A 15,251-nucleotide genomic window follows, 5' to 3' on the forward strand; every position below is an offset into this window, starting at 1 on the left:
GGTCACGCGCCGAGCAGCGCGATGATCCTGTCGAGCTCGTCGAGCGAGCCGTAGGTGATGCCGAGCTCGCCGTGGCCACCCTCGTCGCGCACCTCGACGCGGGTCCCGAGCCGCCGCGCGAGCCGCGCCTCCAGGTCCTTGATCGCGGGCGACTTCCCGCCGCGCTTCTTCTCGCCCGGCTCCTCGCCCTCGGCGGCCCGGACCTCCCTCTCCTTCGCCGCCTTGATCAGCGCCTCGACCTTGCGGACGGGGAGCTTGCCGTGGACGGTCCGCTCCGCGACGTCGGCCATCACCTTGTCGCTGGGCGCGCCGAGCAGCGCGCGCGCGTGGCCCTCGCTGAGCTCGCGCGAGATGACCATGGTGCGGATCCGCGGCGGCAGCCGGAGCAGCCGGAGCGAGTTGACGATCGTCGTGCGATCCTTGCCGACGCGCTCGGCGAGGGTCTGGTGCGTGTAGCTGTGCTCGCGCAGCAGCCGGTCGAACGCCTCGGCGATCTCGATCGGGTTGAGGTCGGCTCGCTGCACGTTCTCGACGAGCGCGAGCTCGAACGCCTCCTTGGGGGAGACGTCCTTGACGACGACGAGCACCTCCCTGAGCCCCGCGCGCTGCGCGGCGCGCCACCGCCGCTCGCCCGCGATGAGCTCGAAGGCGTCGTTCCCCGCCTGCGTCCTGCGCACGATGAGCGGCTCGATGAGCCCGTGCTCGCGGATGCTGCCGGTGAGCTCCTCCAGCTCGGTCTCGTCGAAGTGCTGCCGCGGCTGCCCCTTCTGCGGGACGATCTTCTCGATCGCGCACACGAACACGCTGCGCCCCTCGGCCGCAGTCGCTGTCGCCGGCGGCGCCGCCGGGAGCAGGGCGTCGAGCCCCCGTCCGAGCGCGCGCCGCGCCCCTTTCTGATCGGCATTCATGATCTGGGTCGTGCGTCCCTCGCGCGCTCTCCGGGGTTCTGCGGGGGCGAAGGCTCGGCCGGTGGCTCCGCCTCGGCGGCGTCCCCGCGCGGCCGCTTCTTCGTGTCTGCCGCGGCGGCGGGCGGGCCGTCCAGGATCTCGCGCGCGAGGCTCAGGTAGCCCTGCGCCCCCTTCGACTGCGCGTCGTAGAGCAGCGCCGGCTTGCCGTGCGACGGCGCCTCGCTGAGCTTCACGTTGCGCGGGATGATCGCGTCGAAGACGCGGAAATGCGCCTTCACCTCGTCGGCCACCTGGTGGGTGAGCGAGTTGCGCCCGTCGTACATCGTGAGGACGACGCCCTCGACCGTGAGCTCCGGGTTGAAGGCGCTCCGCACCCGGTCGATGGTCGCCATCAGGTGCGTCAGCCCCTCGAGCGCGTAGTACTCGCACTGGAGCGGGACGAGCACCCGGTGCGCCGCGGTGAGCGCGTTCAGCGTGAGGAGCCCGAGCGACGGCGGGCAATCGAGCACGACGTAGTCGTAGCCGTCGAGCTGCGGGCGCAGGGCGTTGCGCAGCCGCACCGCGCGGTCGTCCGCGTCGACCAGCTCGAGCTCCGCCGCGACGAGGTCCTGGGTCGCGGGCACCACGCCGAGGAGCGGCACCTCGGTCGGGACGATCGCGTCCTTCAGCACCGCCCGCCCGATCAGGACATCGTAGAGCGACAGCTCGAAGCTCCCGCGCCGCACGCCGACGCCGCTCGATGCGTTCCCCTGCGGATCGCAGTCGACGAGCAGCGTACGGCACTCTGCCGCGGCGAAGCTCGCGGCCAGGTTGACCGAGGTCGTGGTCTTGCCGACGCCCCCCTTCTGGTTGGCGACGGCGAAGATGACAGGCGAAGGCTTGGGGGCGGAGCCGGGCTTGCCGGGCGCGCCCCCCTCGTTGGGCGATGGCATCGTGCTGTGTCGCGTCCGACCAGGCTGCTTACACGACCCCCATCGGCACGTCGAGAGAAGCGGGCGCCTCGACACAAACGTTCGACCGAGCGTGCGGGTCCGTCCTTCGGTCGGCCCAGCGCGCGGGCCCAGCGCGCTGCCGCCGCGGGCGTCCCGGGGGACGCCGTGGACGCTGGGCCGCCGTGCCCAGAGCACGCCCTGGACGCTGGGGTGGGGGCCCCCCCCCGGCGACGTGACCCGCGCGGGGCGTCGTCACCCGCTCGCCGCCATCCCACCGTTCGCTTGCCAGATTGTTGGCCTGAACGGCGGGGGTATCTACAGTGCCCACATGTCGCTTGATGTAGGCAAAGGTGGCCGAACGGCGAAGGCATGGGCGCGCGGTCGAGCCTCGAGGCGAGGCCGCTGCTTCGGCCTCGGCGGGGCGCTGCTCGCCTGCTGCGACCCGGGGCCCGTCGATCGGGTCCTTGCTCGCGCCTTCTGGGGCGATGGGCGCGGCCCTGCGCCGCTCGCTCGTGCGCAGGTCCTCGTGCTTTCGCCTTCGCTTCAACGCAGGTCGGCGATCGGCTCGCGCCGTCGTCCACCCTCGACCTCGAGTCGCGGGCCGACGTCGACCGCCCCTTGATCACGGACGTGGTGCCCAGCTTCGCCGAGCAGACCGACGCACCGACGTCGCCTCGGCACATGTGAGGAGGACAGATGCCGCTTCCCAGGTCGTATCAGAGCTTTTCAGAGTTCGAGCGGGAGATTCTCCGCCCGAGCCGTGTGGGCTTCTCGCTCGAGGACATCGTCGAGGAGGAGGGGTCCTTCGACGCCGAGCTCGACTTCGACAAGGACCCCTTCGACGTCTCGGACGACGACTGAGCGCGACGGCGCGGCGGCGCTGCGCGCGGGATGGCTTCAACGTCCTCGCACGTCCGCGCGGTCGCGCTCGGCGCTGCTGCTCCGTCGCGTCGCCAGCGCCGGCGCTGCACATCAGCTTGCACGATCCCTCCCGGGATCCGAGCCCCGGCGGCCGCCTCTCCGCCGGGGCTCCTTTTTTTTAAAGCAGCGTCCTGTCGCTCGTCTTGACCCCCCCAGCGACGCGTGGCACGAGTGCCGCCCTTCGAAAAAACCGCCATGCAAGTCAACGTCGAAAAGCTTTCTCCCGTGCTGATGGAGTTTCAGGTGGAGGTCCCCGCGGACCGGGTCCGGAGCGAGGTCGACAAGGCCTATACGGCGCTCCAGCGGACGGCCCGGGTCCGGGGCTACCGGCCTGGCAAGGCGCCGCGCCAGGTGCTCGCGCACCTCTACGGCGGCCGCATCCACGCCGATGTCGCCCAGCGGCTCGTCGACGCCACGCTGAACCAGGCGCTCGCCGACAAGCAGGTGCAGCCCCTGTCCCAGCCGGCGATCGCGCCCACCGAGCTCCGCCCTGACGACGCGTTCTCCTACAAGGCCCGCTTCGAGGTCCGCCCCGACATCGCCGAGGTGAAGTGGGAGGGCTTCGAGGTGAAGCGCCCCTCGACGACGCCGAGCGACGAGATGATCGACGCCGAGATCACCGCCCTCCGGCGCGAGCACTCGACGCTGCAGGCGCCCGAGCCGGAGCGCCCCGCGGCGAAGGGGGATGTCGCGACGATCGCGTTCACCCTCGAGGTCGGCGGCGCGCTGCGCGACACGAAGGAGCAGGAGATCGAGACCGAGCTCGGCAGCGGCCAGGTCTTCAAGGAGATCGAGGACGCCCTCGCCGGGATGACGCCCGGCCAGTCGAAGGACGTACCGGTCACGTTCTCCGAGCAGCACTCCAACGCGGATCTGCGGGGCAAGCAGGCGACCTTCCACATCACGCTGAAGGATCTGCGGGAGCGCATCTTCCCTGAGGTGGACGATGAGTTCGCGAAGGACTGCGGCGACGAGAGCCTGTCCGCGCTCCGCGAGTCGCTCCGCAAGAAGCTCGAGAAGGAGCTGACGCAGCGGGCGAGCGACGCGGTCGCCGAGCAGCTCGTGGTGGAGCTCTGCAAGGCGAACCCGATCCCGGTCCCGCCGTCGCTCGTCGATCAGCAGGCGCAGCTCGCCGAGCGCGAGCTGCTCGCGACGGCGCGGAGGCAGGGGCAGCGCGTCGATCCCACGCCGGAGTTCCGCGCCCGCGTGCGGCTCGACGCCGAGATGAAGGTGCGCGCGGGCCTGGTCATGGCCGAGATCGCGAAGGCGAAGGCGGTCAGGATCACCGAGGCCGACCTCGAGAAGGGCTACGAGGAGCTCGCCGAGCAGACCGGCAAGAACGTGGCGAAGATCAAGGCGGAGTACCGCGAGCCCCAGAAGCGCGAGCTCTTCGCCGGGATGATCCTCGAGGACAAGATCCTCGACATCATCGAGGCTGCGGCGAAGGTCGCCGACGCGAGCTAGCTTCGCCCAGCAGCAGTCCGGCGCGGAATGGCCGGACTTCTGCACCGCACGCCGGCGCCTCAGCTCTGCTGCGCCGGCGTGCGCCGTTTGTCCAGGTCGCGCCTCTCGCGCTCTCGATCGACGTCGGGCGCGCGCGGCTGGATCGAGCGGGCCGCGGCGCGCCGCGTGTTCCGTGCGCCGCGCGGCGAGCGGCCGATATTTCCGGTAACCTCGGGCGCGTTCGGTCTTGCGATCGGACGCAGTCTGGCCCAGGAGTAGAGCCCCTGCCGCGCGGCAGCGAACCCCCCGGAGCACCGGATGACCCGACGAGTCGAAACCCGCACCCAAGCCATCGAGTTTCTCGAACGCGAGAAGGCCTACATCCTCCCGACGGTCACCGAGGTGACCCACCGCGGCGAGCGGGAGTGGAACATCTTCAGCCGTCTCCTCAAGGATCGCATCGTCTTCATCGGCACGGAGATCGACGACTTCGTCGCGAATGCCGTGATCGCGCAGTTCCTCTTCCTGGAGAGCGAGGATCCCGAGAAGGAGATCCAGGTCTACATCAACAGCCCGGGCGGCGTGGTGACGTCGGGGCTCGCGATGTACGACACGATGCAGTACGTGCGTTGCCCGGTGTCGACGATGTGCATCGGCCAGGCCGCGTCGATGGGCGCCGTGCTGCTCGGCGCCGGTCGCAAGGGTCGGCGCTTCGCGCTGCCGCACGCGCGGATGATGATCCACCAGCCGCTCGGCGGCGCGCGAGGCCAGGCGACGGACATCGAGATCCAGGCGCGCGAGATCAAGAAGATCAAGGAGACGCTGATCGACATCCTCGTCGACGCGACCGGCAAGAACCGGGACGAGCTGGCGAAGGACATCGAGCGCGACTTCTACCTGAGCGCGACGCAGGCCAAGGAGTATGGCCTGATCGACGAGGTCTTCCCGAAGCGGAACAAGTAGGTGGCCGCGCCGCCGCGTCCGGCGGGCGTGCTCGGGATGAAGGCCGGCGCGGCGTCGCCCCGGGCCGCGCCGCGGCGCGGCGTCGTGACGCCACGCCACGCCCCGCCGCTGTGGCGGGCGGGGCATTGCGCGCGGGCGCGCAGCAGCGGAGCACGCGGGCTCGGCGCTTCATGCGCCGCGCTGCGCTCGCTCGATCCGCTGCTTTTCGCGCTTTTCGCGCGATGCGCGGCCGCGTCGGTGGCCGACCGCGGGGCGCCATCGGGTGATTCCCTGACTTTGGCCACAGGCTGGAGACCACCCCCGTTAGCTTGCGACGGTACGGGCACCGCACTAGAATCCGAGCGCGGCGTTTGGCTGCGCATCGCTGAAAATACAGGGGACGGTGGAAGCCGTTCCCGCCGCAAGTTGGAGGGGCCGCCGCCGCGGCGGGACCCCACCTCTCATTGAAGCGGTAGCGTCGGCAGACCGCACTGAGGGTCGAAGTGGAGCGAAGGCGGGACGATCACTCGAATGGCAATCTAAGCTGCTCTTTCTGCGGCAAGTCGCAGAAAGAGGTGAAGAAGCTCATCGCGGGCCCCACGGTGTACATCTGTGATGAGTGCATCGGGCTGTGCAATGACATCATCGCGGAGGAGGTCGAAAAGGACGAGCCGTACGCGGGGTCGACCCCGGTGCCCAAGCCCGCCGACATCAAAGCGACCTTGGACGAGTACGTCGTCGGCCAGAACCGCGCCAAGAAGATCCTCGCTGTGGCGGTGCACAACCACTACAAGCGCATCGACAGCCGGGTCTCCTCGGACGACGTGGAGCTGTCCAAGTCGAACATCCTCCTGCTGGGGCCGACGGGGTCCGGCAAGACCCTCCTCGCGCAGACGCTCGCCAAGATCATCAACGTCCCCTTCGCCATCGCGGACGCGACGACGCTGACCGAGGCCGGGTACGTCGGCGAGGACGTCGAGAACATCATCGTCCAGCTCCTGCAGAACGCGGATCACGACGTCGAGCGCGCGCAGCGCGGCATCGTCTACATCGACGAGATCGACAAGATCAGCCGGAAGAGCGACAACCCGAGCATCACCCGCGACGTCTCCGGAGAGGGCGTGCAGCAGGCGCTGCTCAAGATCATCGAGGGGACGATCGCCAATGTCCCCCCGAAGGGCGGACGCAAGCACCCGCAGCAGGATTTCCTGCAGGTCGACACGACGAACATCCTGTTCATCTGCGGCGGCGCGTTCGTCGGGCTCGACCAGATCATCCAGCGGCGCATCGGCCAGAACACCCTCGGCTTCGGCGCCGACATCAAGGCGAAGAAGGACTTCAAGCTGGGCGACCTGCTCAGCGTCGTCCAGCCGGAGGACCTCCTCAAGTTCGGGCTCATCCCGGAGTTCATCGGGCGCCTGCCGGTCGTGGCGACGCTCCACGAGCTGAACGAGGAGGCGCTCATCGACATCCTCACGAAGCCGAAGAACAGCCTGGTCAAGCAGTACCAGAAGCTCTTCGAGATGGACGGGGTGAAGGTCAAGTTCACCCGCGGCGCGCTCGTGGCGGTGGCTCGCCAGGCCCTCGAGAGGAACAGCGGCGCCCGCGGTCTTCGCGCCATCCTCGAGTCGGCGATGCTCGACATCATGTACGACGTCCCGTCCCGTACGGGGATCAAGGAGGTCGTCGTCAGCGAGGACGTGATCGTGAAGCACGAGCCTCCGCTCATCGTGTACACGAAGGAGGCGGAGCTCGCGTAGCGCTCGCCCCCCGGGGGGGCGGTGGGTCGGGGCGCAAGGCGGGGCCCGAGCTGCGCCTTCGCCCCCCGGAGGCTCCTCCGAGCGTGCCGGCGCCGCGTGTCCCTGGAGGCAGCGGGACGAGCCGGCGGAAGTTCAGCATCAGATCAAGGTATTTGTGACAACCGAGGCGGGGGTGCCCCGACCTCCCGATACTCCCGGAAAGACGGCGGATGTTCTTCAAGAACGACAGTGATCGCGGCAAGAACGCACCCGAGCGCGGGATCGTCCCGTTGCTCCCGCTTCGCGACATCATCGTCTTTCCACACATGGTCTCGCAGCTGTTCGTCGGGCGTGAGCGCAGCATCGCCGCGCTCGACGAGGCGATGAACCGCGGCAAGGAGATCTTCCTCGCCGCGCAGCGCAACGCGAAGACGAACGATCCGACGCCGGACGACATCTTCGGCGTCGGATCGGTCGGCGCGATCATGCAGCTGCTCCGCCTCCCGGACGGCACCGTCAAGGTCCTCATCGAGGGCAAGCGCCGGGCGCGCATCCGCCGCTACGTCCAGAGCGATGCGTACTTCCTGATCGAATACGACGAGATCGTCGAGAGCTCGGTCGCGAGCGTCGAGGTCGAGGCGCTGATGCGCTCGGTCCAGTCGACGTTCGAGATGTACGTCAAGCTCAACAAGAAGATCCAGCCCGAGGTCCTGATGGCGGTGCAGGCCATCGACGAGGCCTCGCGGCTGGCCGACACCATCATCGCCAACCTGCCGACCATCAAGCTGACCGACCGGCAGGCGCTGCTCGAGATGGAGGAGCCGCAGAAGCGGCTCGAGCGTCTCATCGAGTTGATGCAGGCCGAGATCGAGATTCTCCAGGTGGAGAAGAAGATCCGGAGTCGCGTCAAGAAGCAGATGGAGAAGACGCAGAAGGAATACTATCTCAACGAGCAGATGCAGGCCATCCAGAAGGAGCTGGGTGGCGGCGAGCGCGACGAGTTCAAGAACGAGATCCAGGAGATCGAAGAGGCCCTCAAGACCAAGCGGATGAGCAAGGAGGCCGCCGCGAAGGTCAAGAAGGAGCTCAAGAAGCTGAAGATGATGCACCCCACGAGCGCCGAGGCGACCGTGGTGCGCAACTACATCGATTGGATCCTGGAGCTCCCCTGGTACGACAAGAGCGAGGAGCGTTATGACCTCGTCGAGGCCGAGCGGATCCTCGATGAGGACCACTACGGCCTCAAGAAGATCAAGGAGCGGATCCTCGAGTACCTGGCGGTCCAGGCGCTCACGAAGAAGCTCAAGGGCCCGGTGCTCTGCTTCGTGGGGCCGCCCGGCGTCGGCAAGACGAGCCTGGCGAAGTCGATCGCGCGCGCGACGGGGCGCAAGTTCGTGAGGCTGTCGCTCGGCGGCGTGCGCGATGAGGCGGAGATCCGCGGCCACCGGCGGACGTACATCGGCGCGCTGCCCGGCAAGCTGATCCAGTCGCTCAAGAAGGTCGGGACGAACAACCCCGTGTTCCTGCTCGACGAGGTCGACAAGATGTCGACCGACTTCCGAGGGGACCCGGCGGCTGCGCTGCTCGAGGTGCTCGATCCGGAGCAGAACCACACGTTCAACGACCACTACCTGGATCTCGATTACGACCTCTCCGACGTGATGTTCATCACGACGGCGAACACGCTCTCCGGCATCCCGGTGCCGCTCCAGGACCGCATGGAGGTCATCCAGCTCTCGGGCTACACGGAGTTCGAGAAGCTGAACATCGCGGTGAAGTACCTCGTGCCCCGGCAGCGGAAGGAGTGCGGCCTCGAGGACGTGTCGCTCGACTTCACGGAGGGCGCGCTCCGGACGATCATCCACCACTACACGAAGGAGAGCGGCGTGCGCTCGCTGGAGCGCGAGATCGCGAGCGTCTGCCGCAAGGTGGCCAGGCGGGTGGTGTCCGACGGCAAGGAGAAGCCGATCGAGGTCGTCGCGAAGAGCATCCCGAAGTACCTCGGCGTCCCGAAGTACCGGCTCGGCCGGCGCGAGGAGCGCGATGAGGTGGGCCTCGTGAACGGCCTCGCCGTGACCAATGTCGGGGGCGATCTGCTCCCGGCCGAGGCGACGGTGGTGCCGGGCAAGGGCAAGCTCGTGATCACCGGGCTGCTGGAGAAGGGGATGGAGGAGAGCGGGCACGCGGCGATGAGCTATGTCCGTTCGCGCCTCGACCGCCTCGGGCTCGAGGCGGACGTCTATCAGAAGGTCGACATCCACATTCACTTCCCCGATTTCGTCCGCAAGGACGGGCCCAGCGCCGGCGTCACGATGGTGACCGCGCTCGTCAGCTCGCTCATGAAGGTGCCTGTCCGGAGGGATCTCGCGATGACGGGCGAGATCACCCTGCGCGGGCGCGTGATGCCGATCGGCGGGCTCAAGGAGAAGCTGCTCGCGGCCCACCGCGGCGGCATCGCGACCGTCATCCTGCCGAAGGAGAACCGGAAGGATCTCCGGGACGTGCCGCGGCGGGTGCTGAAGGCGCTGCGGCTCGTGCTCGTCGAGCACGTCGACGACGTGCTCCGTGAGGCGCTCCTCCTGCCGGACTCCTATGCGATCTTCGGGCCGCCCAAGGGCGTCCTGGAGTACCGGGACGGCGAGCTCGTCACCGAGGCGGCGCCGGTCAAGGCGCCGCCGGCCGCGGCGGGCGAGCCGACGCCGGCCGCGCCGCCCGGCGCGTGAGCGCGGCGCCAGACAGCGTGAGCGGCGTGCGGATTCGTGCGCTCCGGGGTCAGCCGCGAGGCAGGCGAACGTACGCCGCAGCGAGCCGAACGACGCGGATGAGCCGGTAACGCATGAAGATGCGCCCCGCTATGGGCTGGCGGCGGCCGCAGAGACGGACTAGCTGTGCGTCGCAATGATTCGACGCGCACTGATTTCGGTATCCGACAAGACGGGATTGCTCCCGCTGGCCAGGCGGCTCGCGGAGAAGGGCGTGGAGATCCTCTCGACCGGGGGGACGCAGCGGGCGCTCGCGGACGCCGGCGTGCCGGTCATCGGGGTGGAGGCCTATACCGGCTCTCCCGAGGTCATGGATGGCCGGGTGAAGACGCTCCATCCGCGGGTGCACGGCGGCATCTTGATGCGCGGCGCGATCGACGACGAGGACCTCGCGCGGCTCGGCGGGGCGCCGATCGATCTCGTTGTGTGCAATCTCTATCCCTTCGAGGCGACCGTCCGGAAACCGGGGGTCACGCACCCCGAGATCATCGAGAACATCGATATCGGCGGGCCGTCGATGGTGCGGAGCGCGGCCAAGAACCACGCGCGCGTCGCGGTGGTGGTCGATCCGGCCGACTACGATGCTGTGCTCGCCGAGATCGACAGGCAAGGTGAGGTGTCGAGCGCCACCCGCCGCCGGCTCGCCACCAAGGCGTTTGCGCACACGGCGGCCTACGACGGGATGGTGTCCGGTTACCTCTCCTCGCTCCCCGAGGAAGGTGAGCCGAGCGCCGCGGAGCGCGAGGCCTATCCGCGCTTCCTCACGCTCGCCCTCGAGCGGGCCTATCCGCTCCGGTACGGCGAGAACCCGCACCAGTCCGGCGCCTTCTATCGTGAGCGGGGCGCGGCCGCGGGGTCGCTCGCGCTGGCGGAGTCGCTGGGCGCGGGCGGCAAGGAGCTCTCGTTCAACAACCTCGTCGACGTGGACGCCGCGTTCGAGGCGGTGCGCGAGTTCACGCAGCCCGCCGCGGTGGTCGTGAAGCACACGAACCCGTGCGGCGTCGCGACGGGCGACAGCCTCGCGGCCGCCTACCGGACGGCGCGCGACGCGGACGCCGTGAGCGCCTTCGGTGGGATCGTCGCCTTGAACCGCGAGGTCGACCGCGCTGCTGCCGAGGTGCTCGTCGAGACGTTCCTGGAGTGCGTGGTCGCGCCCGCCTATACGCCCGAGGCGCTGGAGGTGCTCCGGACCAAGAAGAACCTCCGGGTGCTCGCCACCGGCGCGCTCCTGCCCGCGGATCACCGGGAGCTGACGTTCAAGCGCGTCGGCGGGGGCCTGGTGGTCCAGGAGCGAGATGCCTCGGCGGCCGGCGAGGTGCGCGGCGGCCGGGTCGTGACGAAGCGCGCGCCGGCGGAGAAGGAGATCGATGCGCTCGATCTCGGTTGGCGCGTCTGCAAGCACGTGAAATCCAACGCGATTGTGCTCGCGATTCCCGGGAGGACGGTCGGGATCGGCGCCGGACAGATGTCGCGGGTCGAGAGCGTTCGCATCGCCTGCAGCAAGGCGGGCGAGCGGGCTCGCGGGAGCGTCCTCGCGTCGGACGCGTTCTTCCCGTTCCCGGACAACGTGGTGCTCGCCGCGGAGCACGGGATCACGGCGGTCGCGCAGCCTGGCGGCAGCGTGAAGGACGCGGAGGTCATCGCCGCGGCCGACGCGGCGGGGATCGCGATGGTGTTCACCGGGGCCCGGCACTTCCGTCACTGAGCTGTCCTGGCGCCGAGGTCCCGTCACTGAACCGGCCTCGCGCCTCCGTTCCGGAACGCGCGCTCACCCTCCCTTGCGCCGGAAGGGTGGGTCACGCTCGCAGAAAAGTTGACCTTTGCGCCTTGACTGTGATGATGGTCAACGCTGCGCCTGGGCAAAGCGCTGTGCGCGGCGCGAAGGAGCGAGCTGTGGGCGGAATCAGCGAGACGTGCAGCGTGTGCGGGACCGGATTCGAGGTCCAGTTCCGGTACCAGATGGAGGAGAAGGACGGCGGCTTCTCCTTCTTCTGCTCGCAGAAATGCCTGGAAAAGAGCCAGCTCGGCGGGCAGGACGGCGCCGCGCTCGCCACGTGCGACGCGTGCGCGAAGCGGTTTCCGCCGGATCTCGTGTCCCAGGTGCTCTACGTCGCCGGGCGCCGGCACTACGCGTGCTCTCTGGGGTGCCGGACGCAGCTGGTCCGTGAGGCGAAGGGGGTGCGGCTCGGCGACATCGCGGCGGCGGCCGCGGCGCCGGCCGAGGGAGCAACGGCGACCGGTGACGAGGCGCCGCTGGCAGGAGGCGGGTCGCGCTCCGCCGTGGAGGCAGGTGAGCCGGCGCCGCCGGCGGCTCGGGCGAGCGCCCAGGGCGAGGCGACGGGGCGGGCCGCGCCGGTCGCGTCTGCCGCTCGCCCGGCGGAGCTCAAAGGGCAGGGCGCGGTCGCGGTGCCCCTGTCGCCGGCGGGGGGCGCGAAGCGGCCGGCGCAGCCGCCGCAGCGCCCGGCCGGGGTGCCCCGCTGTCTGGCCGTGTTCAACCACAAGGGCGGTACGGGCAAGACGACGACGGCCGTGAGCGTGGCGGCCGGGCTCGCGGCGCGCGACAAGCGGGTGCTCCTCGTCGACACCGACGCGCAGGGGAACGTCTCTGTCTCGCTCGGCGCGGGCGCGGAGCGGTCGCTCTATCACGTGCTCGTGATGGGGCTCCGGGTCGCGGACGCGACCAAGACGGTGCGACCGAACCTGGATCTCCTGCCGTCCAACGAGACGCTCGCCGCGGCAGAGCTCTACCTGGCAGGGCGCCAGAACCGCGACCGCGTGCTCTCGGATCGCCTCTCCGCTGCGGCGGCCGAGTACGATTACGTGGTGCTCGATTGCTCGCCGAGCCTGTCGTTGATGAATCAGAACGCGCTGGTGTTCGCCGACAGCGTGCTCGTCCCGGTCGCGTGCGACTATCTGTCGCTCGTCGGCGTCCGGCAGGTGATCAAGACGGTGAAGAACGTGAACGCGCTGCTGCATCACCCGGTGCAGATCTGGGGCGTGCTGCCGACATTCTACGACGGCCGCGCGAAGATCGCGCGCGAGGCGGTGAGCACGATGAAGCAGCACTTCGGGGAGCGCTGCCTCGCGCCGATCCGGCAGGCGATCAAGGTCAAGGAGGCGCCCGCGCAAGGGCAGACGATCTTCGAGTACGCGTCGGGAACCCCTGCCGCGGACGACTACCTCGCGGTGGTCGATCGCATCATCGAGAGCCGCGAGCGCGGCACGGCGGGCCCTGAGGCAGGGGCGGCGCGCGAGGGGACAGCGTGGAGCGTCGACCGGGGGGACGCGGCCACCGAGCGGCCGGGCGCTGCGGCGGCGGGGGCGTGAAGGGACCCGCGGACGCGGAGTCCCGCTGGATGAAGGGACCCGCGGACGCGGAGTCCCGCTGGATGAAGGGACCCGCGGATGCGGGGGTTCGCTGAATGAAGGGCCCGCAGTCGCGGAGCCTCGACCGGGCAGGGGAGCTGGAGGAAGCAATGAAAAGCGAAGGCGATCTCGGGGGCGCCGCGCGGGCGCTGCTCGATCGCGACGAAGTGGAAGGTGTTTTGTCCGGGGCGTTCTATACGTCCGCGGAAGCGCCTCGCGTGCGCGCGAAGGCCCGGACGAGCGGCGCCGCATCCGAGCCGGGTGCTGCGCCGGCGCCGGAGAGACCGCAGCACTACAAGGTCATCTGTATCTCGATGTACACCGAGGATCTCGAGCGGCTGGACGAGATGGTCAGCTCGCTCAAGGCGCGCGGGATGACCAAGGCCAACAGGAGCGCGCTGATCCGGCATGCGCTCTCCCAGGTGGACCTCGACAAGATCCCGAAGGGGATTTAATCCCTTCTTCCAGGAGACTTCGACAGGACGCAGGGCGCGACGTCCGCATTTCCATCATCGTGCGGCGGGCGCCGCCGGCTCCGGGGGGCCCTGAGCGGTGCCGTGGGGGACCCGCGGGCCGGCCGGCTTTCCCGAGCCGGCGAGCGGCGGAGGGCCCCTGCACAGGCGCCGGCGCTCGCGGCGCCGTGGCGCTGCGCCTCGTCCCCCGGCCGCCTCGCCGCGGGCATGCGGCGTGCTTGACGTGCTAGAGTCGAGGTCTACCAGAGAGGGAACATGGACCAGAACTACGTAGGATACGGGACCCGCTCGTCGGTGCTCCGCGCCGGTGCCGAGTCGCGCGAGCGCTTCATCGTGCGAACGTACAACCACCTGTTCGGTGCGATCGTACTCTTCGCTGCGATCGAGGTCGCGCTGTTCAAGACCGGCGTCGCCTCGGTCATCGCCAGGGCGATGATGGGCACGAGCTGGCTGCTGGTTCTCGGGGCGTTCATGCTCGTGAGCTGGCTGGCCAGCCGCGCGGCGCACACGTCGGTATCGAAGCCGGCGCAGTACGCCGCGCTCGGCGGCTTCGTGCTCGCCCAGGCGATCGTCTTCGTGCCGCTGCTCTACATCGCGGACATGGTCGCTCCTGGCGCGATCCAGAGCGCTGGGCTCGCCACGATGGCCGGCTTCGCCGGGCTCACCGCGATCGCGTTCGTGACCCGCAAGGATTTCTCGTTCCTTGGGGCTCTCCTGCGCTGGGGCGCCATCTGCGCGCTCGTCCTCATCGCGGCAGGCGCGCTGTTCGGCTTCCAGCTCGGCACCTTCTTCAGCGTCGCCATGGTCGCGTTCGCTGGGGCCGCCATCCTGTACGACACGTCGAACATCCTGCACCACTTCCCCGAGGACCGGTACGTCGGCGCCGCGCTCGAGCTCTTCGCGTCGGTCGCCATGCTGTTCTGGCACGTGCTCCGCCTCTTCATCAGCTCCCGCAACTGAGCGGGGCGCACCCGCTTCGGATACGGGCCCACCTCGACGTTTTCGGTGCTCGGCGTACAAGAGTACGCCTGCGCGCCGAAAACGCCGATCTGGGCCCGTCTCCTGTGCGGGTGCACCCCGCTCGGGTGGCGTTCGTTGCGGAGAAGGACTCGGGGGGCGTCCGTCGCAGAGAAGTGAGGAGAGGGGGCGTCCGTCGCAGAGAAGTGAGGAGAGGGGGCGTCAGGAGCCGAAGAGGGTCTGTAGCGCTCTTGTCAGCGAGAAGAGCATGAGAGCTGCCAGGGCGAGGATGCCTGCCAGCGCCAGGAACAGGCCGGCGTAGAAACGAAGATTGGAGGGCGGCGCGCCGCCCTGCGTTCGCGCTGCGAGGTGGGCGCGCAGCAGGTCGAGGTTGCGCGCGTTCGCCTTGTAGGTCGCATCGAAGAGATCGCCGACGAGAGGGACCGTGCCGAGCAGCGTCTCGAGGCCCACGTTGAGCACCATGCGCAGCACCGCGGAGGCGGGGAGACGGTAACGCGTCGCCGCGAGCACGATGTAAATCGAGAGCGCGAAACCGATGAGATCGCCGACCCCAGGGATCAACCCGATCACGGCGTCGTAGCCGACCCGGTAGCCGACTCCAGGGATACGGATGGAGTTGTCCAGAAAATGCCCGAGGGCGTTCAAGCGTCTTAGCCGCTCGTCCTCCAGATCAACGACCTTCAGCGGGGCGAGGGGCGGCACGGGCATGGCGGACCCATCTCTGCGAAGCGGATCAGACATCCCTTGCAGTTTACTTCTCGCCCCCTCCAACGGCGACTCAAGAGAG

General features: G+C 69.2%; 12 protein-coding genes. 9 read left to right on the forward strand and 3 right to left on the reverse strand.

What is annotated here, in order from left to right:
- Window positions 1-2: 2 nt before the first annotated feature.
- Window positions 3-908: a ParB/RepB/Spo0J family partition protein gene (locus WMF39_RS17490; RefSeq protein ID WP_437746627.1), complete on the reverse strand. Its 906-nt coding sequence runs from the start codon at window positions 906-908 to the stop codon at window positions 3-5.
- Window positions 905-1,840, reverse strand: a complete 936-nt coding sequence (locus WMF39_RS17495) for a ParA family protein (protein WP_437746628.1) — start codon at window positions 1,838-1,840, stop codon at window positions 905-907. The genes WMF39_RS17490 and WMF39_RS17495 overlap by 4 nt, the downstream gene beginning before the upstream one ends.
- A 696-nt stretch (window positions 1,841-2,536) precedes the next feature.
- Between WMF39_RS17495 and WMF39_RS17500 the strand changes: the two genes are divergently transcribed.
- The 9 genes from WMF39_RS17500 to WMF39_RS17540 all read left to right on the forward strand — a co-directional run bounded on the left by WMF39_RS17500 (window position 2,537) and on the right by WMF39_RS17540 (window position 14,446).
- Window positions 2,537-2,701: a hypothetical protein gene (locus WMF39_RS17500; RefSeq protein ID WP_012235776.1), complete on the forward strand. Its 165-nt coding sequence runs from the start codon at window positions 2,537-2,539 to the stop codon at window positions 2,699-2,701.
- 255 nt (window positions 2,702-2,956) lie between these two features.
- Entirely contained in the window at window positions 2,957-4,225 is a 1,269-nt protein-coding gene (tig, locus tag WMF39_RS17505; RefSeq protein ID WP_437718100.1) for a trigger factor, read from the forward strand.
- 297 nt (window positions 4,226-4,522) lie between these two features.
- Window positions 4,523-5,167, forward strand: coding sequence for an ATP-dependent Clp protease proteolytic subunit (locus WMF39_RS17510; protein ID WP_012235778.1), 645 nt, complete (start codon window positions 4,523-4,525; stop codon window positions 5,165-5,167).
- A 482-nt stretch (window positions 5,168-5,649) separates the two neighbouring features.
- Window positions 5,650-6,906 carry an ATP-dependent Clp protease ATP-binding subunit ClpX gene (clpX, locus tag WMF39_RS17515; RefSeq protein WP_012235779.1) on the forward strand — a complete coding sequence of 419 codons (1,257 nt, stop codon included), beginning with the start codon at window positions 5,650-5,652 and terminating at the stop codon, window positions 6,904-6,906.
- A 209-nt stretch (window positions 6,907-7,115) separates the two neighbouring features.
- Window positions 7,116-9,608, forward strand: coding sequence for an endopeptidase La (gene lon / locus WMF39_RS17520; protein WP_437746629.1), 2,493 nt, complete (start codon window positions 7,116-7,118; stop codon window positions 9,606-9,608).
- A gap of 175 nt (window positions 9,609-9,783) precedes the next feature.
- Window positions 9,784-11,352 carry a bifunctional phosphoribosylaminoimidazolecarboxamide formyltransferase/IMP cyclohydrolase gene (purH, locus tag WMF39_RS17525; RefSeq protein ID WP_437746630.1) on the forward strand — a complete coding sequence of 523 codons (1,569 nt, stop codon included), beginning with the start codon at window positions 9,784-9,786 and terminating at the stop codon, window positions 11,350-11,352.
- Window positions 11,353-11,540: 188 nt separating this feature from the next.
- Entirely contained in the window at window positions 11,541-12,974 is a 1,434-nt protein-coding gene (locus WMF39_RS17530) for a ParA family protein (protein WP_437746631.1), read from the forward strand.
- A gap of 149 nt (window positions 12,975-13,123) precedes the next feature.
- Complete coding sequence (locus WMF39_RS17535; protein WP_437746632.1) at window positions 13,124-13,468, forward strand: hypothetical protein; 345 nt, start codon at window positions 13,124-13,126, stop codon at window positions 13,466-13,468.
- 273 nt (window positions 13,469-13,741) lie between these two features.
- A complete protein-coding gene (locus WMF39_RS17540) occupies window positions 13,742-14,446 on the forward strand; it encodes a Bax inhibitor-1/YccA family protein (protein ID WP_437553059.1) in 705 nt (234 codons plus the stop codon).
- A gap of 219 nt (window positions 14,447-14,665) precedes the next feature.
- Here WMF39_RS17540 and WMF39_RS17545 read toward each other — a convergent pair whose 3' ends face one another.
- Complete coding sequence (locus WMF39_RS17545) at window positions 14,666-15,172, reverse strand: DUF4112 domain-containing protein (RefSeq protein ID WP_437746633.1); 507 nt, start codon at window positions 15,170-15,172, stop codon at window positions 14,666-14,668.
- Window positions 15,173-15,251 lie beyond the last annotated feature (79 nt).

The organism is Sorangium sp. So ce1504 (genome assembly GCF_051521635.1).
Classification (GTDB): Bacteria; Myxococcota_A; Polyangia; order Polyangiales; family Polyangiaceae; genus Sorangium; species Sorangium cellulosum_B.